Raw genomic sequence first — 24531 nt, 5'->3', positions numbered from 1 at the left:
GTGGAGCGGGTCAGGCGGGCGAGCGGTGACGCGTCCGGAACACCGTCGGCGTGAGACCTGTGCACTGCGAGAAGTGGTGCCGCAGCAGCGCGGCCGACCCGAACCCGACGTCGCCGGCGATCTGCTCGATCGACAGGTCGGTCTCCTCGAGCAGCTCGCGCGCCCGCAGGACCCGCTGGTCGGTGACCCACTGGTGCGGCGTCGTCCCGGTCTCGGAGACGAACCGCCGGGCGAAGGTCCGTGACGACATCGACGCGCGACGGGCCAGGGCCGAGACGGTGTGCGGCTCGTCGAGGTGCTCGAGCAGCCACTGCAGCACCGGCCCGATGCTCTCGCACTCGGTGACGGGCACGGGCCGGTCGATGAACTGGCGCTGCCCGCCGTCGCGGTGCGGCGAGACGACCATGCGGCGCGCGATCCGGTTGGCGACCGCTCCCCCGTGCTCGCTGCGCACGAGGTGCAGGCAGGCGTCCATCCCGGCGGCGGTGCCGGCACTCGTGATGACGGTGCCGTCGTGGGCATAGAGGACGTCGGGGTTGACGTGCGCGAGCGGGTACGCCGAGGCGAGCTCGTCGCTGTGCCGCCAGTGCGTCGTGCACTCGCGCCCGTCGAGGACACCGGCCGCCGCGAGCGTGAAGGCCCCCGAGCAGACCGACAGGACATAGGCGCCGCGCTCGACGGCGTCACGCACGACCTGCATCACGGCCTCGGACGGGTGGTCCGCCGAGCTGCTCGCCGGGATGGCGACGAGGTCGGCGTCGGCCGCGGCCTCCAGCCCGAACGGCGCGACGAGCATCGTCTGGCCGTCCGCGTGCATCGGCTCCCCCGGACGCTCCGCGCACACCCGGAAGTCGAAGGGCGGCACGCCGTCGTCGGTGCGGTCGATGCCGAACACCTCGGACAGGACACCGAACTCGAACATCGCGACGGGATCCTGGAGCACGACGGCGACGGAGCGGAGGGCCATCCCTGCAGCATGACAGCGTGGCAGCATCTTGTGCAAGAGGGGCAGGTCTGCCACTCGTGGCAGGATGTGGTCGGGCATCAAACTTGTGCCATGAGCACCTTCATCGAGAACCTCGTCCCCCTCGTCCCCGCGCTCGTCCTCACCGCCCTCTTCGTCTGGGCACTCGAGCGCAACAACCGTCGCCAGCGGGTCGCCCCGTGGTCCGACGACTTCCGCCACCACGTCGACCACGACGCCGACAGCCGTCGCGTCCTGCACGACCTCGACGCCTACGACCGCGCCGCCTGACATTCGACTTCTTGCCCCGTCGGGACAGCGAGCGCCAGCGAGCCTGTCCCAACGGGGCAAGAAGTCGAGGGTGATCAGGTGTGGATCGGGCCCTGTCGCTCGGTGAGCCGGTCGCCCGCCCCGCCCCACCGGAGCGCGACGATCTCGGCGGCGATCGACACCGCCGTCTCCTGCGGGGTGCGCCCGCCGAGGTCGAGCCCGATCGGTGACGACAGCCGCGACAGCTCGGTCTCGGTGAGCCCCGCCTCGCGCAGGTGCCGCATCCGGTCGTCGTGGGTGCGGCGCGAGCCCATCGCCCCGATGTAGGCGACGGCAGGCAGCCGGAGCGCCACCTCGAGCAGGGGCACGTCGAACTTGGGGTCGTGGGTGAGCACGCACAGCACCGTGCGCCCGTCGACCCGCCCCGCAGCCGCCTCGTCACGCAGGTAGGCGTGCGGCCAGGCAACGACCACCTCGTCCGCCGCCGGCAGCCGCGCCGCCGTCGCGAAGACCGGGCGCGCGTCGCACACGGTCACGGCATACCCGAGGAAGGCACCCATCTCGGCGACCGCCGCCGCGAAGTCGATGGCGCCGAAGACGATCATTCGCGGCTTCGGTGCGTACGACGCGACGAAGACCCGCATCCCCTCACCGCGTCGCTCGCCGTCGGGTCCGTAGGTCAGGGTCTCGGTCGTGCCGTGGTCGAGCAGTCCGCGGGCGTCGTCGGTGACGGCGTCGTGGGCGCGGTCGCTGCCGAGCTCGCCCACCACCGAGTCCGGCCTGACGACGAGCCGGCGCCCCACCCATGTCGGGTCCGGGTGTGCGACGACGGTGGCGACGGCGACAGGGCGCCCGGCGTCGATGTCGTCGGCGACACCGCCCAGCTCGGAGAAGCTCTCACGGTCGACCCGCTCGACGAAGACGTCGAGCTCTCCGCCGCACGACAGACCCACGCTGTATGCCGTGCTGTCGGCGATGCCGTAGTGCGCGAGCTCTGCTGTGGCAGAGGCCAGGACGGACTGCCCGACCTCGTAGACGGCACCCTCGACGCACCCTCCGGACACCGAGCCGACGACGGTGGCGTCGGGCCCGACGAGCATCGCGGCACCGGGCGGGCGCGGTGACGAGCTGAACGTGTCGACGACCGTCGCCAGCGCCACGGGCTCACCCGCCTCCCACCAGTCGCGCAGCTCGCGCAGCACCTCACGCATCGGCGACGACCTCCAGCAGCTCGGCGAACGCGGCCATCGAGTGACCCGCGACGAAGGAGTCAACGTACGGCAGGGCCGCGACGATGCCCTGCTGCACCGGCTCGTAGGCGTCGTGCCCGCGGTGCGGGTTCGCCCAGACGACGTGGTGGGCCAGCGCGTGCAGGCGGCGCATCTGCTCGGCGAGGCCCTCGGGGTCGCCCCGCTCCCACCCGTCGCTCACGAGGACCACGACGGCACCGCGGGCCATGCCACGCCTCCCCCAGCGGTCGAGGAACGCCTTGAGTCCGTCGGCGAGACGCGTGCCACCCGACCAGTCGGGGATCGTGAGCCCGGCGGCGACGAGGGCGCGGTCGGGGTCGCGCTGGTGCAGCGCCGCCGTGACGTGGGTGAGCCGCGTGCCGAGGGTGAAGACCTCGACGGGACCGGGCGTCCGGCACCACGCGTGCGCGAGGCGGAGCAACGCGTCGGCGTAGGCACTCATCGAGCCGGAGACGTCGAGCAGGACGACGACCCGGCGCGGCCGCTCGGCACGACGGCGCCGCCGGACCGGCCCGGGCTCGCCGTGCCGTCGGACCATCTCGCGCAGCGTCGCGCGGGCGTCGACCCGGCCCCGCCTCGACGGGGACGTGCGGTGGGTGCGGCGTCGCGGCGGGCGCGGGCGCAGGGTCGCGAACATCCGCGCCAGGGCGGCTCGCTCACGGGCCGACATCGAGGCGATGTCCCTGTGCCGCAACACCTCCGTGGCACTGGCCCGAGCCCGCACGTCGTCCGCGTCGAGCTCCTCACCCTCGTCAGAGCCGTCACCGTCGCGGCCGTCACGCAGGTCGGCCATCGTCGTCGGGGGGCGAGACGGCGCCCGGCGTGCAGCCGCGGGACGTTGGGCACCGAACCACACGGCATACACGAGGTCGTACCTCTCGAGGTCGGCAGGCGAGCCGCAGAGCGTGGCCCGCCCCGCGGCATACACGCCCGCCTGGTCCTCGAGACCGACGGTGGCGGCGGCGAGCAGCCAGGTGCGCTCGCGGTCTGCGGTCACGGCCACACCGGCAGCCCGCAGGGCACGAGCGAAGCCGAGGAGGACCTCGTCGGCGGGCCGAACGACGGGCCGAGAGGGTGTCACGACCTCACCGGCCGAGGATCCGGTCGAGCGAGGCACGCACCCGCTCGGAGTCCTCGCGGTACTTCACGGCCACACCGAGCGACGCTGCCGCTGAGGCGGTGTCGAGGTCGCGCACCCCCAGCTCGTGCAGGGCGCGCGCCCAGTCGAGGGTCTCGGCGACACCGGGCGGCTTGAGCAGCTCGGGGTCCTCGCGGACGGCGTGCACGGCGCGCACGACCTGCTCGGCCAGCGCCTCGGACACCTCGGGCGCCCGGGAGCGCACGATGGCGAGCTCCCGCTCGAGAGAGGGGTGCTCGAGCCAGTGGTAGAGACAGCGCCGCTTGAGCGCGTCGTGCACCTCGCGGGTGCGGTTGGACGTGAGGACGACGAGCGGGGGCACGGTCGCGCGCACCGTCCCGAGCTCGGGGATGCTCACCTGCCACGTCGACAGGACCTCGAGCAGGAACGCCTCGAACTCGTCGTCAGCCCGGTCGATCTCGTCGACGAGCAGGACCGCCGGCGCCTCACGAAGCGCCCGCAGGATCGGTCGCGCGACGAGGAAGCGCTCCTCGAACAGCCCGGCTTCGACCTCGTCGAGCGAGCCCCTGCCCTCACCCGCGTCCACCGCCTCGACCGCGCGCAGGTGGAGGATCTGGCGCGGGAAGTCCCAGTCGTAGAGCGCCTGGCTCGCGTCGATCCCCTCATGGCACTGGAGCCGGATGAGCGGGACGCCGGCCGCGAGCGCGAGCGCCTCGGCGAGCGCGGTCTTGCCGGTGCCGGGCTCACCCTCGAGGAGCAGCGGACGCGACAGCCGGGTCGCGAGCCACGCGATCGTCGCGAGCTCGTCGTCGACGAGGTAGCCGGTGCCCTCGAGCGCCGTGCGCAGGTCCGCAGCAGTGGCAGGGGCGAGATCCATACGGAGCATCGTCACACGCCGCCCGATCAGACGTCAGCGGGCCTGTCGATGTCCCGCCCGGTCGCGAGGTCCGAGCACTCGACGAGCCTCGGCCGCTGGGCCCTGAAGTAGTCGCGAGCGCCCGAGTCGCCGACCGCGCTCTCGCGCACCGCGGCCCAGTGCGCGCGGCCGAGGAGGACGGGGTGTCCGGGCAGACCGTCGTATGCCGCCCGCACCAGTGCCGCCGTGAGCTCACCCTCGTCGTCGGCCGCCTCGAGGAGCCGGGCGTGGACCTCGGCGACCACGTCGGGCAGGTCCACGAGCATGAGCAGCGCAGCGTCCGCACCGGTGTCGGTCAGTGCCTCGAGACCCCGGCGCAGCGAGGCGCCCATGCCTTCGGCCCAGTCGGTCGCCGCGACGACGATGCCGCCGGCCCGCTCGACCCGCTGGGTCACCTGTTCGGCCGCCGAGCCGACGACGACGTGGACGTCGCCCACCCCTGCGTCGTGCAGGCGGGTCACCGCGGTCTCGACGAGCGACGGGCCCGACGGCGTGAGGCGCAGCAGCGCCTTGGGTCCCCCCATGCGCCGTCCCGCGCCTGCCGCGAGCACGAGCCCGGCGACCCCTCCGTCAGCCATCCGCACACTGTGCCATCCGGCGCGGACGGTGCGAAGGGGTTCTGCAGAAGGTTCTGTGGGGACAATGGGGTCCGACCCAGCCCGTACCGGCGGAAGGCAGCGATGACGATCACGACGAGGGCGGCCGTGCTGCGCCGGTCCACCGACGACCAGCCGTTCGCCCGGTCGGCCCCGCTCAGCGTCGAGGAGGTCACGCTCCAGCCGCCCGGTCCCGGCGAGGTGCTCGTGCGGATCACCGCCGCGGGCCTGTGCCACTCCGACCTGTCGGTCGTCAACGGCGACCGTCCCCGCCCGCTGCCGATGGTGCTCGGGCACGAGGCGGCCGGTGTCGTCGAGGAGGTCGGTGCCGGCGTCACCGACGTCGCGCCCGGCGACCGGGTCGTCTGCTCCTACGTACCCTCCTGCGGCCACTGCGCCGACTGCGCCGGTGGCCACCCGGTGCGGTGCGCCGACGCCCAGGCCGCCAACCGCGAGGCACGGCTCGTCACCGGCCGACGCCCGTTCCGCGACGCGTCCGGCGCCGAGCTCCACCACCACCTCGGCGTCTCGGCGTTCACGGAGCTCACCGTCGTCTCCCCGCGCTCGCTCGTGCCCGTCCCCGACGAGGTGCCGCTCGACGTGGCGGCGGTCTTCGGGTGCGCCGTCCTCACCGGGGCCGGCGCGGTCCTCAACACCGCGGTCGTGCGCCCGGGCGAGGCCGTCGCCGTCATCGGGCTCGGTGGCGTCGGGATCTCCGCCGTCATGGCGGCCGCCCTCGCCGGGGCCCACCCCGTCATCGCCGTCGACACCGTGCCGGCCAAGCTCGACGCCGCCACGGCGGTCGGCGCGACGCACGGCGTCCTCGCCGGCGACGACGCCGTCGAGCACCTTCGCGAGCTGACCCGGGGTGGCGTGACCGTCGCGATCGAGGCGGCCGGGCACCCGGGCGCGCTCGCGACGGCATACGCCGCGACGCGCAGCGGCGGACGCATCGTCGTCGCGGGGCTCCCCCACCCGCGGCACCAGATCTCGGTCCCCATCGCGTCGCTCGTCGGCGAGGAGAAGTCGATCCTCGGCTCCTACATGGGCTCGTCGGTCCCGCGCCGCGACCTGCCGCGCCTGTTCGCCCTGTATGCCGCCGGGGTCCTGCCTGCCGATGCCCTCGTCACCTCACGCTCGGTGCCCCTCGACGACGTCAACGCGGCGCTGGACCGGCTGCACGCGGGGACCGAGGTCCGGCAGATCCTCACGCCCTGACGGTGGCGCCTAGGCGTGGCCGATGACGAACGCGGTGAGGAAGCCGACCGTCGCGGCGAGACCGGCATACAGGTGGGTCTTCTCGAAGGCCTCGGGGATCATCGTGTCGGCGACCATCGCGAGGATCGCACCGGCCGCGAGCGCCGTGATGGCGGCGACGGTCTCGGGGGACGCGCCCTCGAGCAGCAGGACGCCGAGGAGCCCCGCCAGACCGCTGGCCACGGCGATGGCGCCCCAGACGCCGAAGACGTAGCGCGCGCTGCGGTGCGAGGCCTTCATGCCGGCAGCGCTCGAGAGACCCTCGGGCAGGTTCGACAGGAAGATCGCGATGAACACCGCGATGCCCACACCCTCGCCGGTGAGCAGGGTCAGCCCGAGGACGATCGACTCCGGGATGCCGTCGAGCAGGGCGCCGATGGCGATCGCCGCGCCGCTGCCGGGCGTCTCGTCCTCGGAGCCCTGGATCTCGTGCGAGCGCTTGCGGTGCCGGGCCCCGCGCTTGGAGAGGAGGACGTTGGCGGCGACATAGATGACCGCGCCCCCGAGGAAGCCCAGGGCGGTCGGCACGAGCCCGCCGGTCCGCTGGGCCTCGTCGACGAGGTCGAACGAGAGCGCCGAGATGAGGACGCCGGCGCCGAACGCCATGATCGTCGCGACGACCCGCTGCGGGACGCGCACGAACCACGCCACGGCGGCGCCGACGACGAGCGCACCGCCCGCGAGCAGCCCCCACAGTCCAGCCTGAGCCCACACGGGCATGTGCCACGTCCTCTCACGGGTCGACAGCAGTTCTACCCCGGATCGTGGCCGTCGACGTCGTTGGGCCTCACCCCGGGTGTGCGCTGGGTAGGTTGCAGGGACCGGACGGCGACGAGCGAGAGGTCGAGATGCGCGAGACGCGCAAGGGGCGCGAGGCCCGCGGGACGCGCGAGGCGGAGAGCGGCGCGGACGAGCCCACCGACCTCTGGCCCGGTGCACCACCGTCCCGGATCGAGGACTACGCCGTGGTGTCGGACCTCCAGACTGCCGCGCTCATCGGCCGCGACGGGTCGATGGACTGGCTGTGCCTGCCCCGCTTCGACTCCTCCGCGTCGTTCGCCGCCCTGCTCGGCGGGCCCGAGGCCGGACGCTGGCGGATCGCCCCGCTCGCGGGCGGCGTCTGCACCCACCGGGCCTACCGCGACGACACGATGGTCCTCGAGACGTTGTGGGAGACCGACGAGGGCACGGTCCGGGTCATCGACTTCATGCCGGTGCGCCAGACCCAGCCCGACATCGTGCGGATCGTCGAGGGCGTGAGCGGCCGGGTCGAGATGGGCGTCGAGCTCGTCGTTCGCTTCGACTACGGACGGGTCGTGCCGTGGGTGCGCCACTCGGGTGGACGCTGGGTCGCGGTGGCCGGCCCGGACTCCCTGTGGCTCGACACCCCGGTGGCGCTGCGCGGCGAGAACCTGCGCAGCCGGGCCGAGATCTCGGTCGGCGCCGGCGACCGGATCCCCTTCGTGCTCACCTGGGCGCCGTCGTACGAGCCGGAGCCGCGCCGCTACGACCCCGAGCGGGCCCTCGCGGACACCGACCGCTACTGGAGCGAGTGGGTCGGGCACTGCACCTACGACGGCCGCTACGGCGCGGCGGTGCGTCGCTCCCTGCTGGTCCTCAAGTCCCTCACCTACGCACCGAGCGGTGGCATCGCCGCGGCCGCCACCACGTCGCTGCCCGAGCAGGTCGGCGGCCCCCGCAACTGGGACTACCGCTACTGCTGGCTGCGCGACGCCGCGTTCACGCTCCAGGCCCTCACCGGCGGTGGCTACACCGACGAGGCGAAGGCGTGGCGCGACTGGCTGCTGCGGGCGGTCGCGGGCGACCCCAAGGACCTGCAGATCATGTACTCGCTCACCGGCCGTCGCCGTCTCGCGGAGACCGAGCTGGAGTGGCTCCCGGGTTACGAGGGGTCGCGGCCCGTGCGCGTGGGCAACGAGGCGGCCGGACAGTTCCAGCTCGACGTCTACGGCGAGCTCCTCGACGGACTGCACAGCGCACGCGAGGCCGGCCTCGCCGGTGACGACGACGCCTGGACCCTGCAGTGCCTGCTCACCGACCACCTCGAGAGCGTATGGCGCGAGAAGGACAGCTCGCTGTGGGAGGTGCGCGGCCCACGCCAGCACTTCGTGCACTCCAAGGTCATGGCCTGGGTCGGGCTCGACCGGATGATCAGTACCGCCGAACGCTCCGGGCTGAGCGCCCCGCTGGACCGGTGGCGGGCCACCCGCGACGCCATCCACGACGAGGTCTGCGAGCGCGGCTTCGACGCGGAGCGGAACACGTTCACCCAGTACTACGGATCCCGCGGTCTCGACGCCGCACTCCTGCTCATCCCCCGCGTCGGGTTCCTCCCACCCGAGGACCCCAGGGTGGTCGGCACCGTCGACGCCGTGCGCCGAGAGCTCTGCCAAGACGGGTTCGTGCTGCGCTACCGCACCGACGCGGACCCGACCGGGGAGCACGGCACGGTCGACGGCCTCCCCGGGGACGAGGGCGCGTTCCTCGCGTGCAGCTTCTGGCTCGCCGACGCGCTCGCCCTGACCGGCCGCACGGACGAGGCCCGCGAGCTGTTCGAGCGCCTGCTCGAGGTCCGCAACGACGTCGGCCTGCTCAGCGAGGAGTGGGACCCGGTGGCCCGGCGCCACCTCGGCAACACCCCACAGGCGTTCAGCCACGTGGGCCTCATCAACACCGCCCTCACGCTGGACCGCGGCCCCGCACACTCCGCCACCGGCTCCCCCACGCAGAGCGCACGGTGAGGGGATGACGAAGGCCCCCGACCGGCATACCGGTCAGGGGCCTTCCAAGCACTGGTGGCGGGTGAAGGATTCGAACCTTCGAAGCTTTCGCGATGGATTTACAGTCCACTCCCATTGGCCGCTCGGGCAACCCGCCGTGCGCGTGGAAGGATAGCAAGCCAACCACGCAACAACGAAACCGTGCCCCCGCACGCCCCCGGGGCACCCGAACGAGGAGGACCCGTGGCGGACAGCTCCATGGACATCGTGAGCAACTACGACAAGCAGGAGATCGCCAACGCGGTCAACGCTGCGGCCAAGGAGGTCGCGAACCGCTACGACTTCAAGAACGTCGGCGCCAAGGTCGAGCTGTCCGGTGAGTCGATCTCCATGCAGGCCAACTCCGAGGAGCGCTGCCTCGCCGTCCTCGACGTCGTCCAGACCTGGCTCGTCAAGCGCAAGGTCTCGCTCAAGCACCTCGACATGCCCGAGGGTGGGCCGCGCCTGTCGGGCAAGGAGTACAAGCTTGACGTGCCGCTCAAGCAGGGCATTTCGACCGAGAACGCCAAGAAGATCAACAAGCTCATCCGCGACGAGGGCCCCAAGGGCGTGAAGTCGCAGATCCAGGGTGACGAGCTGCGCGTGTCGAGCAAGTCGCGCGACGACCTGCAGGCCGTGCAGCGGATGCTCAGCGGCGCCGACCTCGACGTGGCGCTGCAGTACACGAACTACCGCTGAGCGAGCGCCTCAGCTTGTGCTCCCCGTGCGGGGAGCTTGAGGGTCCGGAGGGAACGTTCCCCTCCGGACCCTCGCGTTTGCCTCCGGACGTGCGTGCGTATGCCGTGGGGCCGGGACGTGATCGGCGCCACCCTGGCGCGTCACGGCGGCGCGATTTCTGGTTACGTGGAGGTAACCAACGCCGCCGAACAACGGAGTTCACATGCGCCGCCGCCCCGCCCTCGCCCTCGCCGCCCTCACCAGCGCCGCCGGCGCGACCCTCGCCCTCGGGCTCGCGAGCCCGGCCCTGGCCGCCACGGGAGCAACCACCGGTCCCCGTGTCCCCGCCGGCCCCTACGTCGCCCTCGGTGACAGCTTCTCCGCCGGCTCCGGCGTCCTCCCGCTGAGCCCCACGGCGAACCCGCAGTGCACCCAGTCGGCGCTCAACTACCCCAAGCTCCTCGCCCAGCGCAGCGGCCGCGCGCTCACCGACGTCACCTGCGGCGGCGCCGACACCAGCGACTTCACGACGTCCCAGTTCACCGGCGTCACCCCGCAGCTCGACGCCGTCACCCCCGCGGCCCGCCTCGTCACCATCGGGATCGGCGGCAACGACTCCAGCGTCTTCACGAGCATCATCCGGCAGTGCGCGACGGCCGGGCTCGGCACCGCGGGCCAGGGCAGCCCCTGCAAGGACACCTACGGCTCGTCCTACGCCGACACGATCCGCACCAAGACCTATCCCGCCGTCCGTGCCGCCATCGCCGCCGCGAAGGCGCGCGCACCCCAGGCGCGGATCGTCGTCCCGGGCTACCCGCAGATCCTCCCGCCCACCACCGGCTGCTTCGCGAAGATGCCGATCGCGACCGGTGACGTGCCCTACGTCAACGGCATCGAGCAGACCCTCAACGCCGCGCTCAAGCAGGCGGCCGCCGACAACGGTGCGACCTTCGTCGACATGTGGGCGCCGTCCGCCGGTCGCGACGCGTGCCAGCTGCCGTGGGTGCGCTGGGTCGAGCCGCTCGCCGGGTCGCTCAACTACGTCCCGGTCCACCCGAACGCTGCGGGCGAGCGGGCCTACGCCGACCAGATCTCGGCCAGGGTCGCCCTCTGATCGGAGCCACCTCCGACCAGGCGACCCCGGGAGGGGGCGAGGGGGCGCCGGTCTCAGCTCCAGCGGGAGCGTGAGGCCAGCGCCTCCTCGAGCTTGCTCAGCTCGTCGCCCATCGAGCGGCGCACGCCGGACGTGACGTCCGGACGCTCCATCGCGGCCCGCACGAGAGCCACCGTCTCGGTCTCGACGATGCGCGAGGGGAAGGCCAGCGTCGCCACCCGGTCGAGCGCGTCGGCCCCGAGCCACTCCGCGAGGCGAGGGATGTCCGCGACGTAGCGCGCGGCATACGGGCGCAGGTCCTCGAGGGAGCCGCTGGACCAGAACCCGGTCGCGAGGGCGTTGAGCTCGTAGTTGGAGCGTTCGCGGTTGCCGGAGATCTCGGACCAGGCCCATGCCTTCTCGCGCGTGCCAGGTCGCGCCGCTCGCGCGGCCAGTCCGGCGAGGCGTCCCGAAAGGGTCGTGTCGTCGGCCTCGACCGCGGCAATGCGGTGCTCGTCGGCGAGGCCGAGACGGGCCATGGTCTGGAGCACGATCCAGCGGAAGTCGGAGTCGTGCTCGAGCTCGGTCGGCAGCGACCGGCCGGAGACCCAGGCCTCGAGCCGCGCCTCGTCCGTCGTCGTGGCGGCGAGGACGCGGGCCGCGACGAGGGCACGGTCCGAGCCGGGCTCGGCGACCTCGAACGTCGTGAGGGCGGCGTTGGCGAGACGTGCCCTGGCCCCTGCGACACCCTCCGGTGGCAGGAACTGCGGCACGAGCCGGTCGGTGAAGGCGAGCGCCACCCGCGACATGAGGGCGTCGTCGCTCTCGTGCGGCCAGGCAGCGGTGAAGACGTCAAGGGCGACCGCAGGGTCGACGCTCGCGCGGTAGACACCGGTGAGAACGGCGCCCCACAGCACCGAGCGGGCGATCGAGTCGTCGAGCCGGGGCAGCTCCCTCGGCAGGGCGGCGAGCGACTCGGCGTCGAGGTCGACCTGGGCCCAGGTCAGGTCGCCGGCGTTGGGCACGAGGAGGGCAGCCTCGCGCTGCACCCCGTCGACGGTGGCGGACGCGGTGTCGAGGGTGAGCCGGGTGCGGAAGACCTCGGCGCCGTCGTCGAAGCCGGCGACGTCGAGCGCGTGCGAGCGGTCGGCGGGGTGGGCCTGCGGGGTGGTGCGGGTCAGCGTGCCGTCGCGGTCGAGGGCGAGGACGTCGACACCGGCGGTCTCGAGCCACGCCGCGCTCCAGTCGGCGAGCGAGGAGCCGTGCGCCTCCTCCATCGTCGCGAGGAACTCGGAGAGCTCGCCGTTGGAGTGCTCGTGCGAGCGGAGGTAGGCGGTGACACCGGCGTTGAACGCCTCCTCGCCGATGTGGGCGACGAGCTGGCGCAGGACGGAGGCGCCCTTGGCGTAGGAGATGCCGTCGAAGTTCGCGAGGGCACTCTGGGCGTCCGGTGCGGGCGAGCCGGCGACCGGGTGGGTCGAGGGCGCCCGCTCGGCGGCGTAGCCCCACTGCTTGCGCGAGATGCCGAACTCGACCCAGCTGTCGGTGAACTCGGTCGCCCGCGAGGTGGCGGTGTAGGCCATGAACTCGGCGAACGACTCGTTGAGCCAGAGGTCGTCCCACCAGCGCATCGTCACGAGGTCGCCGAACCACATGTGCGCCATCTCGTGCGCGATGGTGTTGCTCCGCTGCATGACCTCCTGGCGCGTGGCAGCACCGCGGAAGAGCATCTGGTCGCGGAAGGTCACGCAGCCGGGGTTCTCCATCGCCCCGGCGTTGAACTCGGGCACGAAGACCTGGTCGTAGTCGCCGAACGGGTACCGGACGTCGAAGGTGCGGTGGTAGTGGTCGAACGACTGCTTCGTCACCTCGAACATCTGCGGCCCGTGCGCCTCGAGCTCGCGCTGGAGGCTGCGGCGGGCGTGGATGCCGAGCGGGATGCCGTCGTGCTCGTCGTGGACCGAGACGTAGGGCCCGGCGCAGACGGTGACGAAGTACGTCGCGAGCGGCAGCGTCTCGCTGAGGTCCCACTGGCCCGGCGCGGTCCGCGTCGCGCGGCCGTTGCCGAGGACGACCCACTCCTGGGGCGCGCGGACGGACACGGCATACGACGCCTTGAGGTCCGGCTGGTCGAAGCACGCGAAGACCGTGGGGGCCGCGTCGAGGAAGAGGTGGCCGTAGACGTAGTCCTCGCCGTCGGCCGGGTCGGTGCTGCGGTGCAGCCCCTGGCCGTCGCGCGAGTAGGCCATCGTCGACCGGACCTCGACGACGTTGTCGGCCCCGAGGTCCGCGAGCGGCAGCCGCCCGTCGACGACCGCGGCCGGGTCGACCGGTATGCCGTTGAGCTCGATGGTCTCGACGCTCACCGCGCGCAGGTCGAGGAACGTCGCGCTGCCAGGAGCGCTGCAGGAGAACGTGATCCGGGTGCTGGACCCGAAGTGCTCCGTGCCGCGGTCGAGGTCGAGGTCGACCTCCATGCGCTGGACGGAGATGAGCTGCGCCCGCTGCCGGGCTTCGTCGCGAGTCAGAGATGGCACGCCGCGATGGTGTCACACGGCCGGGGCCGTCCGTCAGGGGTCGCGGCCGAGCCGGGGTCAGCCGCGCGGGAGGACCGTGAGCACGCGCTCGACGTGGTCGCGGAACTCGGCCATGTAGGCCGTGAGGAACGCCTTCGAGTCCGCGTCGGTCACCTCGCCGCTGGCGAGGTAGACCTCGGGGTCGAACTGGATGTAGGCCTCCGGCGCCGTCATCTGGCGGGCATTGCAGAAGCTCAGGCACCCACGCAGCGACTGCTGCCCGAGCGCCGTGCCGATGGCCCCGACCGAGGCGCCGATGACGCCCGCGGGGACGTGGTCGAACGAGTTCTGCCCCCACGGTCGCGAGGCCCAGTCGATGGCGTTCTTGAGCGCGCCGGGGATGGAGCGGTTGTACTCCGGCGTGATGAACAGCAGGGCGTCCGAGGCGGCGATCGCGTCCTTGAGCGCCGTGGCCTCCGCCGGGTAGGCGTCGTCGAGGTCCCGGTTGTAGAGCGGGAGGTCACCGATGGGGATCTCGGTGAACTCGAGGTCGTCGGGTGCGACGGCGATGAGGCACTGGCTGAGGACCCGGTTGATCGAGTCCTTGGACAGGCTTCCGATGAGATATCCGACCTTGTGCGTCACGCCGACCTCCTGGGAACGTACGGCGGCCCGGGTCCGGGTCACGCCTTCCAGCGTGTCACCGGACCCGGGCCGTCGCCAGCGGGAGGGCGGGTCAGTTCGGGCGGTAGCCCGTCGCCATGCCCTGGAGGCGGGCGATGCGGTCGGCCATCGGCGGGTGCGTCGCCATGAGGCGGGAGATGTCCTGTGCGCGGAACGGGTTGGCGATCATCATGTGGCTCGCGTTGACGAGGTCCTTGTTGGGCGCGAGCGGCGCCCGGGACACCCCGGCCTCGAGCTTGGCCAGCGCCGACGCGAGGGCCAGCGGGTCGCCGGTGAGGGTGGCGCCGTCCTCGTCGGCGTCGTACTCACGGGTGCGCGAGATGGCGAGCTGGATGAACATCGCGGCGATCGGGGCGATGAACGCCATGGCGAGGCCGGCGATCGCGCCACCGGGGTTGTCGTTGTCGCGGTTGCCGCCGAACATCGCGCTGAACGAGAGCATCTGGCCGACGGTGCTGATGACGCCGGCGATGGCCGCGGCGACGGAGCCGGTGAGGATGTCGCGGTTGTAGACGTGCATGAGCTCATGGCCGAGGACGCCGCGCAGCTCGCGCTCGTCGAGCAGCTGGAGGATCCCCTGGGTGCAGCAGACGGCGGCGTTCTGCGGGTTGCGACCGGTCGCGAACGCGTTGGGCGCCTCGGTCGGCGAGATGTAGAGGCGCGGCATCGGCTGGCCGGCCTTGGTCGAGAGCTCGCGGACGATCCGGTACATCGCCGGCGCCTCGGTCTCGCTCACCGGGAACGCGTGCATCGCCTTGATGGCGAGCTTGTCGCTGTTCCAGTACGAGTAGAACGTCACCGCCACACCGATGAGGGCGAAGACGAGGATGAAGACGCTGCTGTTGAAGTAGATCGCCGCAGCCCAGCCGAGGGCGAGCAGCAGACCGAAGATGAGCCCGAAGAGACCGGCGGTCTTCAGGCCGTTGAAATGGTTGTGCATGTCTCCTCCAACGCTCGACCTCGGCAGAAACGTTCCGCGACAACCATCATGAGACCAGCCCGACGAGCAGCTGCGGGAGCACGCTCGTCACGACGAGGACCGCGGCACCGACGACGGCGACCGCGAGGCTCGCCCGGCGCGACCGCGGGCGGGCCGGTGCACCAGCCTCGGGCTCACCGAACAGCACCGCGAACCAGCGCACGTAGACCGCGATCCCGAGGACCGCGGCGACCACCGCCACGAGCGCGACGGGCCACAGCCCCGCTGCGACGGCCGGGCGCAGCGCGACGACCTTGGCGACGAGCCCGATGACCCCCGGCGGCAGCCCGGCGAGGACGAGCAGCGCCAGGGCCAGCGTCCCTCCCGCGACCGGGTCGCGTCGGAGCAGACCGCGGTATGCCGTGAGCTCCCGGCCGTCCTCGACGCGCCATCCGTGGACGGCGCGGACCGCAGCGAACGCGACGAGGCTGGCCACGGCATACACGAGGGCGTAGGCCGCGGCAGCCTGACGGCCGGCGACCGTGAGCGCCGTCAGGGGCAGGAGGATCCAGCCGGCCTGGGCGACGGTGGACCACGCGAGGAGGCGGACGACCTCGCTCTGGCGCAGCGCCATGACGGTGCCGACGAGCATCGAGGCGACGGTGAGGACGACGAGGGCGGAGACGACGACGTGCGGACCGGGGCGCCCGCCCACGACGGCGTCGTAGGGCGCGAGGACGACGACGAGGGCGCCGACGGCGGCGAGCTTGGAGGCCGAGGCGAGCAGCGCCGACACCGGCAGCGGGCCGGACGTCAGCGTCGTGGGCGTCCAGGCGTGGAACGGCACCGCCGAGAGCTTGAACGCGAGCCCGGCGAGGAGCACGACCGTCGCGAGCCCGGCGAGGGTGCGGGTCTCGGGGGCCTCCCACGCAGCGGCCAGCGACTGACCGGTGAGGGTGGGGTCTCCGGTCGCCGTGACCCAGAGCGCCGTGCCGAGGACGAGCAGCCCGAACGACACGAGCGACGTCGTGAGCAGCGTGAGGGCTCCGTGGGCGGCGGCGCGCCGGTCGCGCCAGGCGACGAGCGCGATGACGGGCAGCGTGGCCAGCTCGAGGGTGATGAGCCAGGTGCCGAGGTCGCGCGAGGCGACGACCGCGGCGGCGCCGCTCGCCGAGGCGAGGAGCAGGACGACCTCGATGACGCCCGCCCGCCGGATCGACATGAGGGCGAGCACGGCGAGGGTCGCGAGCAGCGCCGCCACCTGGAGGGTGCTCGCGAGCGGGCCGCCGTCCCAGAGGCAGCGACCGTCAGGCGCCGGGGTGCAGAGCGTGAGGCGTGGGCCGGTGGCGACGAGCCCGGGCAGGGCCGTGACCGCTCCCCCGACGAGGCCGAACGCCCCGATGACGGGTGCGGCGAGGCGGGCACGCGGCGCGACCGCGTCGACGACGAGGACGAGGACCATCGCGGCGACCGGGAGGAGGACGGGCAGGAGCAGGCTCCACTGCATCTGGAGCGTCATCGGCCGCCTCCGACGAGGGCGGTGACCGCGTCGGCCGTCACCGACAGCACGAGGAAGGGCGCGACGCCGATGGCGACGACCGCGGTGCCGAGCACACCCATGACGGCGAGCTCGACGGAGCGCGCGTCCGGGGTCGAGGGAGCGGCGTCCGGGTCGCCGGCGACGTCGTCCGGCACGGCGTCACCCACCCAGACGACCCGAGCGACGCGCAGCGAGTAGGCCGCAGCCAGCGCCGCGCCCACGGCGGCGATGACGGCGCAGGTGCGCAGGATCCCGGTGTGGTGGGCCGGATTCCACGCGGCGAGGAGGGCGAGGAACTCGCCCCAGAACCCGGCGAGGCCGGGCAGGCCCAGGCCGGCGGCCAGCCCGAGGATGAGCGCGAACCCGAGCCGGGGCGACACCTCGCGCAGGGCGGGGCGGACGACGGCGAGGTCGACCGATCCCCAGCGGTGCTTGAGGCCGCCGACGATGACGAAGAGCAGGGCCGAGATGACGCCGTGCGCGATGTTGCCGATGAGCGCCGCCTGGAGCCCGGTCTCGGTGCCCGAGGCGAGGGCGAGGACGACGAAGCCCATGTGCGCCACCGACGAGAAGGCGATGAGCCGCTTGAGGTCGCGCTCGACGAGGCAGATGAGGCCTCCCCACAGGATGCCGACGACCCCCGCGATGGCGAGCACCGGCGCGATGCGGGCGAACCCGTCGGGCACGTTGGCGATGGGGAGCCGGACGAGGCCGTAGGTGCCGAGCTTGAGGAGGACGGCGGCGAGCAGCACCGAGCCCGCGGTGGGCGCGGTCGTGTGCGCGGCGGGCAGCCAGGTGTGCAGCGGGAAAACGGGGACCTTGACGGCGAGGCCGAGGGTGAGGAGCAGCGCGATCGTCGTCTGCTCGCCGAGGCCCAGCCCGGCCGCCGCCGACGGCAGCTCGCCGAGGTCGGCCGTCCCGGCCCGCGTCACGAGGAGCAGGATCCCGACGAGCATGAGCGTCGAGCCGACGGCGGTGTAGAGGATGAACCGCGCCGACGCGTCCGCACGGGCCGCGGCGCCGTGGCGGTCGCCGTAGCGGCTGATGAGCACCCACATCGGCACGAGGACGACCTCGAACGCGAGGAAGAAGAGCACGGCGTCGCGGGCCGAGAAGGCCGCGAGCGCACCCGCCACGACGAGCAGCAGAGCACCGAGATAGGTCGCGGCACTGCCGCTGCCGGGCGCGTCGGCCCACGGCTGCTCGACGAACGCGTGGGCGACGACGAGGACGCCGATGACGGCGGTGAGGACGACGAGCGGGGCGCTCACCCCGTCGACCTCGAAGTGCCACCGCACCCCGAGGTCGGGGATCCACGCACGGTCGACGACGGGGCGCATCACGGTCGCTGCGACGGCCGCTGCGCCGCCCACGGAGGCAGCGACGAGGGCGACGAGCCGCGCGGTCGACGGCGCGAGCGCCCGGCCACCGGTGACGAGCCACAGCCCGACGGCGCCGGGCACGAGCAACATGAGGATCAGCGCCACGCGAGCACCGCCGTCCCGGCCGCGACGAGGAGCCCGAGGGCGACGAGCGCGACGCCGCCCGAGGCGGCCTCACGACGGTGACCGCGCTCGGTGAGCCAGCCGGCGATGCCGGCCGACGCCGCCGCTCCACGGACGTAGCCGTCGACGACCTCGCGGTCGAGGAACGCGACGACACGGGCCAGTCCCAGCACCGGTGTCACGACGACCCGTCGGTATGCCGTGTCGAACCCGAGGCCACCGTCGGCCAGGGCGCGCTGGCGCGGGGTGCGGACGAAGGCGTCGCGCGGGTCGCCGTCGGTCGTCCGGCTGCGCGCCGACCAGACGGTGCCGCCCCCGATGAGGATGAGCACGACGGTGAGCAGCATCCACCATGGGGAGACGCCGTGGATGTCGAACAGTCCCGTGAGCAGCACCAACCCACCGACGACGGTGACCACGGTGAGGACGGCCAGGGCGACGATGACGGGGGCGGACGGCATACGGGCTTCGTCGTCGAGGGACTCGCCGTCGGGCAGCGCGGCAGCGACGACGAGGTGGGCGCGGGTCGCGTAGGCGGCGGTGAGGACGACCGTGACGAGCAGCGCCGCAAGGACGATGACGCCGGGTCCGCCGGCGCCGATCGCGCCCTCGTAGGCCGTGGTGATGACGTGCTCCTTGGAGAGCCCACCGACGACGAAGGGTGCGCCGGCGAGGGCGAGCAGCCCGAAGAGCCACGCCACCCGGGCGAGCTGGTGGACGTTGGCGCTGCCGCGCAGGGCGACCGCGAGCGTCGAGCCGGCGACGACGGAGAGCCACCCGATCGTGAGGAAGAGCAGCGACTTGAAGACTGCGTGCGACCAGAGGTGGAACAGCGCCGGGTCGGGGCCGAGCTCCTTCGTCGTCGTCGCGAGCGCGGACAGCATGATCGCGACCTGGCTCACGGTCGACCACGCGAGGAGGCGCTTGAGGTCGGACTGCCCGAGGGCGAGGACGGCGGCGCCGACCATCGTCACGGCGGTCGCGAGCCCGAGCAGCCACCGCGCGCCGTCGGCGACGACGAGCACCTCGAAGAGCTGGGCGAGGACGACCGTGCCAGCGGCGACCATCGTCGCCGCGTGGATGAGTGCCGAGGCAGGCGTCGGGCCCTCCATGGCGTCGGGGAGCCAGTCCTGGAACGGGAACTGCGCCGACTTGCCGAGGACGCCGATGACCACGAACGCGAGGGCGAGGCTGCGCACCCACGGCTCGACGCCCCCTTCGGACCAGTGGGCGACGACGGCGTCGAGACCGGTCGAGCCGGCACCGGCGGCGAGGATGACGATGCCGAGCACGAAGGCGATGTCGGCCACCCGCGTCACGAGGAACGCCTTGTGCGCGGCGCGGCGTGCGGACTCCTTGCGCGACCAGTGGCCGATGAGGAGGTAGGAGCACCACCCCATGACCTCCCACCCGACGAGGGTGAGGACGAGGTCGCGGGCGTGGACGACGAGCATCATCGCGGCGGTGAAGAGCAGGACCGTGGCGGCGAACTGGGCCAGGCGGTCGTCGTCGGCGAGGTACCAGCGGGTGAAGACGAGGACTGCTGCGGCGACGACCGCGACGACGGCGGCGACGGCGACCGTCGACGGACCCGACCCGAGCTCGAACGGCATCTCGATCGAACCCACGCGCAGCGGCTCACGGAGCTGGAGGAGGTTCACGCCACGGGTCGGTGCGACGGCCATCCCCACGAAGGACACGACGACCGACACCAGCCCGGCGCCGGTCGCGACGAGGGCGGCGAGCGCCGGTGTGCGACGCAGCGCGAGCGTGAGGACCGAGGCGAGGACGGGGATCCCGACGAGAAGGTGGGCGACCCACAGGGCGCCGTTCATGCCCCCTCACCCCCACTCGCCCCGACCCCCGACTGATTGCCCCATCGCGAGGCGGGAGCGGAGCGAGGGCCTCGCGGTGGGGCAATCAGTCGCTCGTCCAAGGGCTCGTCGAGGTCGATCGAGCCACGCAGCCGGAACGCCGTGAGGATGACCGCGAGCGCCACGACGACCTCGGCCGCGGCGATGGTGATGACGAAGAGCGGCAGGATGCTCGACGCCTCCCACCGCGACGCCGACGTGGCACCCGACGCGACGAGCAGCACGAGCGAGCCCGAGAGGATGAGCTCGACGCCGATGAGCAGCAGCACGGCGTTGCGACGCACGAGCACACCCATGACGCCGAGCCCGACGAGCAGGGCGGCGACGACATAGGGACCGGCGAGGTGGATCACGCGGCACCACCCCCGCCCCTCGAGGTGTCGACACCGGCGCCACGCGAGACGGCGAGGGCGGCGACGAGGGCGGCGAGCAGCAGCACCGACAGCGCCTCGAAGGGCCACACCCACGTGCCGAAGAGCTCGGTGGCGACCGCGGCGTTCGCGACCTCGCGGCGCTCCACCGCCTCGCCGGCGAGCGGCAGCAGCGCCGCGAGCAGCAGCCCGGTCGTCGCGGCACCGGCCAGCCCCGCGAGCACCCGGCGCCACCACGGCACCGCGTGCGCGAGATCCGGGCCGATGGGCGCGCGGGTCAGCATGAGCGCGAAGAGGACGAGGACGACGATCGCGCCGACATAGACGAGGACGAGCACCAGCGCCACGAGCTCGTGACCGAGCACGAGCAGGCACCCCGCGACCCCGAGCAGCGCGACGACGAGCCACAGGGCGGCGTGCACTACCTGCCGGGTCGTCACCGCCAGCAGACCCGCCACGACGGCGAGCAGTCCGCAGGCCGCGAACGCGAGGTCGAGAGAGGTCATGTGGCGCGACCCCGCGGCATACGGGCAGGTTTGTTCGCGGCGGCAACCTCGGCCGGCTCGGCCGCGCGCTCGTCGAGCGCGGGCGGCGGCGGCACGGTCTCCATCCAGCCGCCGAGCCGCTCCTTGTCGTGGAGCAGGTCGCGGATGTCGGTCTCGGCGTACTCGAACTGCGGGCTCCAGAAGAGCGCGTCGAACGGGCACACCTCGATGCAGATCCCGCAGTACATGCAGAGCGAGAAGTCGATCGAGAAGTTGTCGAGGACGTTGCGCTGCCGGTCGCGCCCACCCTCGGTCGTCGCAGGGACCGTCTCCTTGTGCGAGTCGATGTAGATGCACCAGTCCGGGCACTCGCGGGCGCAGAGCATGCAGCTCGTGCAGTTCTCCTCGAGCAGCGCGATGACGCCGCGGCTGCGCGGTGGCAGGTCGGGCGCGACGTCGGGGTACTCGTGCGTGTGCGTCGTGCGCGTGGCCGTCTTCGCGGTCGTCGCCAGACCTTTGAGTATGCCGGGCAGCAGTCCCTTGTTCGTCGGTCCGTTGCGCTTGGTCTCGTCGTTCATTGCGTCATCACCACGCCAATTCCGGTGAGGGCCAGCTGGATCAGGGCCAGGGGAAGGAGGAAGAGCCACGCCAGACGCTGGAGCTGGTCCTCGCGCATGCGCGGCCAGGCGACGCGGAACCAGATGACGAGGACGGCGACGACGAACCCCTTGAGCAGGGTCCACAGCCAGCCGAGGTGCTCGTCGAACGGGCCGCGCCAGCCGCCGAGCCAGAGCACGGCGAAGAGGACCGAGAAGACGACGATCCCGGCGTACTCGGCGAGGAGGAAGAAGGCGAACCGCAGCCCGGTGTACTCGGTCCACGGGCCCATGACGAGCTCGGCGTCCGCGATCGGCATGTCGAACGGCGGGCGCTGCAGCTCGGCGAGCGCGGCGACGAGGAAGACGAGCATCCCGGGGAGCTGCCAGAGCAGCCACCACGGGCTCCACGCCGCGACGACGCCGGACAGGCTCAGGGTGCCGGCGGCCAGGCACGCGGACGCGACGGCGAGGACCAGCGGCAGCTCGTAGGACACGAGCTGGGCGGCGGAGCGGAGCGCACCGAGGAGGGCGTACTTGTTGGCGCTCGCCCACCCGGCCATGAGCGTGCCGAGGGCGCCGACGCTCGTCGCCGCGAGGACGAGGACGGCGCTGGCGGGGACGTCGACCCCGGCCACCCCCGACTGGAGCGGGAGGACACCGAGCGCCAGCAGGTAGGGCACGAGCGCGACGAAGGGTGCGATCCGGAAGACCGTGCGGTCGGCCGCGCGCGGGGTGATGTCCTCCTTCTGGACGAACTTCACCCCGTCGGCGACGAGCTGGGCCCAGCCGTGGAAGCCACCGGCATACATCGGTCCGAGCCGGCCCTGCATGTGCGCCATGAGCTTGTGCTCGGCCTGGCCGACGAGGAGGGGGAACACGAGGAAGGCGGCCAGGACGGCCACCGACCTCACCACGACCTCGAGCACGCTCATCGGAGGCAGCCTAGTTGGGACCGGCACCCCATGGTGGGCGCCGCCCGGAAGGGCCATTTTTGGCTGATGAGCGGACAGTCGGGGGCCTCGGCGGGACCATGGATCGGTGGTTGAGCCGGAGCCTCACCACATCGCACGGGCACCACTACACGCAGTTCTCGCGGCGCGGCAGTGACGTCGTCTCGGCCGGGCCCTGTCAGAAAGGCTCCAACATGCGGAACGTCTACCGCGTGCTCGCCGGCCTGATCGCCGTCGAAGTCATGCTCCAAGCGTCATTCATCGTCTACGGCGACGCCGGGATGGGGAAGTACATCGAGGACGGTGGCGTCATCGACAAGGCAGGGATGGAGGCCGCGTTCGACAGCGGCGACGCCCCCTTCTCGGAGTTCATCGCCTTCGTCCTCCACGGCATGAACGGGATGTTCGTCATCCCGCTCCTCGCCCTCCTCCTCCTCGTGTCGTCGTTCTTCGCGAAGGTCCCCGGTGGCGTCAAGTGGGGAGCCATCGTCCTCGGTCTCGTCCTGCTCCAGGTGACCCTGGGCCTCATGGGCCACAGCTTCCCGGTCCTCGGGGCGCTGCACGGGATCAACGCTCTGCTCCTCTTCACGTCGGCCGTGTGGACGTTCTGGCGGTCGCGCCGTCTCGTCGGTGGCGACGCGACGACGTCCGACGTCCCGAGGGAACGTGTCATCGCCTGACGACGCCCCACCTCGCGACAAGGGCCGGCTGGCACTCCTGCTGGCCCTTGTCGCGACGCTCGTCGTCACGCTCCCCCTGCTCTGGATGTGGAACGCCAGCCGGATGCCCGACTCGTGGTCGGTCATGGACCTGGGGGTCCACGAGCCGGGGATCGTGGCCGCCGCCGGTGGTCACGGGAGCGGGCACGGACTGCCCGGCGCCGACGTCGACACGGTGTCGGTCAAGGACCTCGTCGAGAAGGAGAAGGGACCCGCGGACGTCACCGTCCGGCTCGTCGCCGCGACCGGCCGGATCACGATCGCGCCCGGCACCACCGTCCCCGGCATCACCCTCAACGGCACCTCCCCGGGGCCCGTGATCCGCGCGACCCAGGACGACCTCGTCGAGGTGACGCTCGTCAACGAGTCGGTGCCCGGTGGCACGACGCTGCACTGGCACGGGCTCGACGTGCCCAATGCCGAGGACGGCGTCGCCGGGGTCACGCAGGACGCGGTGCACCCGGGGCAGTCGCGCACCTACCGGTTCGTCGCCGCGCAGGCCGGCACGTACTGGTACCACTCGCACCAGGTCTCGCACGAGCAGGTGCGCAAGGGCCTGCTCGGGGCCGTCGTCATCACACCGAAGAGCGCGGGCGCGTCGCCGGCCCCCACCGACGTCGTCGCCCTCTCCCACACCTACGGCGGCAGGCGCACCATCAACGGCCGCGTCGGCGAGCAGCACGTCGACGCCGCGCCCGGCACCCGGGTGCGCGTCCGCGTCGTCAACACCGACGCCGGCGTCGCGCCGCTCTGGGTGAGCGGTGCGGCATACCGGGTCGTCGCGGTCGACGGTACCGACGTCAACGCGCCGGGCGAGGTCGAGGGCCGCGCCTACGTCGTCCCCGCGGGCGGGCGGGCCGACCTCCTCGTCGAGGTGCCGGCGACGAGCGCCGTCCGCGTCGAGCTGAGCGGCGCCTCGCTCGTCGTGGGGCCGGCCGGGTCGACGACGCCCCCGACCCCTCGACCCAAGGCCTCGGTCGACCTGCTGACCTACGGCTCGCCGACGCCGCTGGAGTTCGACCCGGACCGGCCCGACCGGACGTTCGCGTACTCGATCGGTCGGCGGCCCGGCTTCGTCAAGGGTCGCCCGGGCGTGTGGTGGTCGGTCAACGGCAAGCTCTACCCGAACATCCCGATGTTCACCGTCACCGAGGGCGACGTCGTGCGGATGGAGATCCTCAACCGCAGCAACGAGACCCACCCGATGCACCTGCACGGGCACCACGTCGTCGTGCTCTCACGCAACGGTGTGAAGGCCACGGGCAGCCCGTGGTGGACCGACTCGCTCGAGGTCCCGGTCGGCGTGCGCTACGAGGTCGCGTTCGTCGCCGACAACCCCGGCATCTGGATGGACCACTGCCACAACCTCCCCCACGCCCGCGAGGGGCTGCTCGCCCACCTCGTGTACGAGGGGGTGACGACGCCCTACCGGCTCGGCGGCACGACCCCCAACGAGCCCGAGTGAG

23 protein-coding genes and 1 tRNA gene are annotated in these 24531 nt (G+C 72.6%); 7 read left to right on the top strand and 17 right to left on the bottom strand.

Going from position 1 to position 24531, the window contains the following annotated elements; all coding sequences use genetic code 11:
* Positions 1–10: 10 nt before the first annotated feature.
* Positions 11–967: a helix-turn-helix domain-containing protein gene (locus tag KLO01_RS09980; RefSeq protein ID WP_186827995.1), complete on the bottom strand. Its 957-nt coding sequence runs from the start codon at positions 965–967 to the stop codon at positions 11–13.
* Between the two features lie 90 nt (positions 968–1057).
* Between KLO01_RS09980 and KLO01_RS09975 the strand changes: the two genes are divergently transcribed.
* On the top strand, positions 1058–1255 hold the full coding sequence (locus KLO01_RS09975) for a hypothetical protein (RefSeq protein ID WP_147064622.1): 198 nt from the start codon (positions 1058–1060) through the stop codon (positions 1253–1255).
* Positions 1256–1329: 74 nt separating this feature from the next.
* Here the strand turns inward: KLO01_RS09975 and KLO01_RS09970 are convergent, their stop codons facing one another.
* From KLO01_RS09970 to KLO01_RS09955, 4 genes are read right to left on the bottom strand one after another with little or no spacing between them, the layout of a single operon-like run.
* The gene (locus KLO01_RS09970; protein WP_147064621.1) at positions 1330–2445 is read right to left on the bottom strand and encodes an XdhC family protein; all 1116 of its coding nucleotides are present in this window, start codon (positions 2443–2445) and stop codon (positions 1330–1332) included.
* Entirely contained in the window at positions 2438–3601 is a 1164-nt protein-coding gene (locus KLO01_RS09965) for a vWA domain-containing protein (RefSeq protein WP_246136142.1), read from the bottom strand. The genes KLO01_RS09970 and KLO01_RS09965 overlap by 8 nt, the downstream gene beginning before the upstream one ends.
* Complete coding sequence (locus KLO01_RS09960; RefSeq protein WP_147064619.1) at positions 3570–4460, bottom strand: AAA family ATPase; 891 nt, start codon at positions 4458–4460, stop codon at positions 3570–3572. The genes KLO01_RS09965 and KLO01_RS09960 overlap by 32 nt, the downstream gene beginning before the upstream one ends.
* 26 nt (positions 4461–4486) lie before the next feature.
* The gene (locus KLO01_RS09955) at positions 4487–5077 is read right to left on the bottom strand and encodes a nucleotidyltransferase family protein (protein ID WP_147064617.1); all 591 of its coding nucleotides are present in this window, start codon (positions 5075–5077) and stop codon (positions 4487–4489) included.
* 102 nt (positions 5078–5179) lie between these two features.
* Here KLO01_RS09955 and KLO01_RS09950 point away from each other — a divergent pair, with 102 nt between their 5' ends.
* Positions 5180–6313 carry a zinc-binding dehydrogenase gene (locus KLO01_RS09950; protein WP_147064615.1) on the top strand — a complete coding sequence of 378 codons (1134 nt, stop codon included), beginning with the start codon at positions 5180–5182 and terminating at the stop codon, positions 6311–6313.
* A 9-nt stretch (positions 6314–6322) separates the two neighbouring features.
* Here KLO01_RS09950 and KLO01_RS09945 read toward each other — a convergent pair whose 3' ends face one another.
* Positions 6323–7072 carry a ZIP family metal transporter gene (locus KLO01_RS09945; protein ID WP_147064613.1) on the bottom strand — a complete coding sequence of 250 codons (750 nt, stop codon included), beginning with the start codon at positions 7070–7072 and terminating at the stop codon, positions 6323–6325.
* A 92-nt stretch (positions 7073–7164) separates the two neighbouring features.
* On the opposite strand from KLO01_RS09945, the gene KLO01_RS09940 reads away from it, so the two are divergent.
* Positions 7165–9114, top strand: coding sequence for a glycoside hydrolase family 15 protein (locus KLO01_RS09940; protein WP_246136141.1), 1950 nt, complete (start codon positions 7165–7167; stop codon positions 9112–9114).
* A 52-nt stretch (positions 9115–9166) separates the two neighbouring features.
* Here the strand turns inward: KLO01_RS09940 and KLO01_RS09935 are convergent.
* Positions 9167–9250: transfer RNA gene (locus KLO01_RS09935), tRNA-Tyr, on the bottom strand.
* A gap of 86 nt (positions 9251–9336) precedes the next feature.
* On the opposite strand from KLO01_RS09935, the gene KLO01_RS09930 reads away from it, so the two are divergent.
* Together KLO01_RS09930 and KLO01_RS09925 are read left to right on the top strand one after the other, a co-directional pair.
* Entirely contained in the window at positions 9337–9831 is a 495-nt protein-coding gene (locus KLO01_RS09930) for a YajQ family cyclic di-GMP-binding protein (protein WP_147064612.1), read from the top strand.
* 202 nt (positions 9832–10033) lie between these two features.
* A complete protein-coding gene (locus tag KLO01_RS09925) occupies positions 10034–10924 on the top strand; it encodes an SGNH/GDSL hydrolase family protein (RefSeq protein WP_147064610.1) in 891 nt (296 codons plus the stop codon).
* 53 nt (positions 10925–10977) lie between these two features.
* Here KLO01_RS09925 and pepN read toward each other — a convergent pair whose 3' ends face one another.
* The 10 genes from pepN to KLO01_RS09875 are packed head-to-tail and all read right to left on the bottom strand — an operon-like array spanning position 10978 to position 22328.
* The gene (gene pepN / locus KLO01_RS09920; RefSeq protein WP_147064607.1) at positions 10978–13440 is read right to left on the bottom strand and encodes an aminopeptidase N; all 2463 of its coding nucleotides are present in this window, start codon (positions 13438–13440) and stop codon (positions 10978–10980) included.
* A gap of 57 nt (positions 13441–13497) precedes the next feature.
* On the bottom strand, positions 13498–14106 hold the full coding sequence (locus KLO01_RS09915; protein WP_246136140.1) for an NADPH-dependent FMN reductase: 609 nt from the start codon (positions 14104–14106) through the stop codon (positions 13498–13500).
* A gap of 49 nt (positions 14107–14155) precedes the next feature.
* On the bottom strand, positions 14156–15043 hold the full coding sequence (gene htpX, locus KLO01_RS09910; protein ID WP_147064605.1) for a zinc metalloprotease HtpX: 888 nt from the start codon (positions 15041–15043) through the stop codon (positions 14156–14158).
* 46 nt (positions 15044–15089) lie between these two features.
* The gene (locus tag KLO01_RS09905; RefSeq protein WP_147064603.1) at positions 15090–16541 is read right to left on the bottom strand and encodes a proton-conducting transporter transmembrane domain-containing protein; all 1452 of its coding nucleotides are present in this window, start codon (positions 16539–16541) and stop codon (positions 15090–15092) included.
* A complete protein-coding gene (locus KLO01_RS09900; protein ID WP_147064601.1) occupies positions 16538–18049 on the bottom strand; it encodes a complex I subunit 4 family protein in 1512 nt (503 codons plus the stop codon). The genes KLO01_RS09905 and KLO01_RS09900 overlap by 4 nt, the downstream gene beginning before the upstream one ends.
* Entirely contained in the window at positions 18040–19902 is a 1863-nt protein-coding gene (locus KLO01_RS09895) for an NADH-quinone oxidoreductase subunit 5 family protein (RefSeq protein ID WP_147064599.1), read from the bottom strand. Before KLO01_RS09895 ends, KLO01_RS09900 begins: the two co-directional genes overlap by 10 nt.
* Complete coding sequence (nuoK, locus tag KLO01_RS09890) at positions 19899–20294, bottom strand: NADH-quinone oxidoreductase subunit NuoK (protein WP_246136139.1); 396 nt, start codon at positions 20292–20294, stop codon at positions 19899–19901. Before nuoK ends, KLO01_RS09895 begins: the two co-directional genes overlap by 4 nt.
* Positions 20291–20818 (bottom strand): NADH-quinone oxidoreductase subunit J family protein, encoded by a 528-nt coding sequence (locus KLO01_RS09885; RefSeq protein ID WP_147064598.1) that lies wholly within the window; start codon positions 20816–20818, stop codon positions 20291–20293. The genes nuoK and KLO01_RS09885 overlap by 4 nt, the downstream gene beginning before the upstream one ends.
* On the bottom strand, positions 20815–21375 hold the full coding sequence (locus KLO01_RS09880; RefSeq protein WP_147064596.1) for a 4Fe-4S binding protein: 561 nt from the start codon (positions 21373–21375) through the stop codon (positions 20815–20817). The genes KLO01_RS09885 and KLO01_RS09880 overlap by 4 nt, the downstream gene beginning before the upstream one ends.
* Positions 21372–22328, bottom strand: coding sequence for a complex I subunit 1/NuoH family protein (locus KLO01_RS09875; RefSeq protein ID WP_147064594.1), 957 nt, complete (start codon positions 22326–22328; stop codon positions 21372–21374). Before KLO01_RS09875 ends, KLO01_RS09880 begins: the two co-directional genes overlap by 4 nt.
* Before the next feature lie 212 nt (positions 22329–22540).
* On the opposite strand from KLO01_RS09875, the gene KLO01_RS09870 reads away from it, so the two are divergent.
* Both KLO01_RS09870 and KLO01_RS09865 read left to right on the top strand, forming a co-directional pair.
* Complete coding sequence (locus KLO01_RS09870) at positions 22541–23026, top strand: DUF6220 domain-containing protein (protein ID WP_147064592.1); 486 nt, start codon at positions 22541–22543, stop codon at positions 23024–23026.
* Positions 23013–24530, top strand: a complete 1518-nt coding sequence (locus KLO01_RS09865; protein WP_246136138.1) for a multicopper oxidase family protein — start codon at positions 23013–23015, stop codon at positions 24528–24530. The genes KLO01_RS09870 and KLO01_RS09865 overlap by 14 nt, the downstream gene beginning before the upstream one ends.
* The last annotated feature ends 1 nt before the right edge of the window (position 24531 follow it).

Source organism: Knoellia locipacati, assembly GCF_007992835.1.
In the GTDB taxonomy this organism is placed as follows: Bacteria; Actinomycetota; Actinomycetes; order Actinomycetales; family Dermatophilaceae; genus Knoellia; species Knoellia locipacati.
This window is presented reverse-complemented; position numbering and strand designations above follow the sequence as displayed.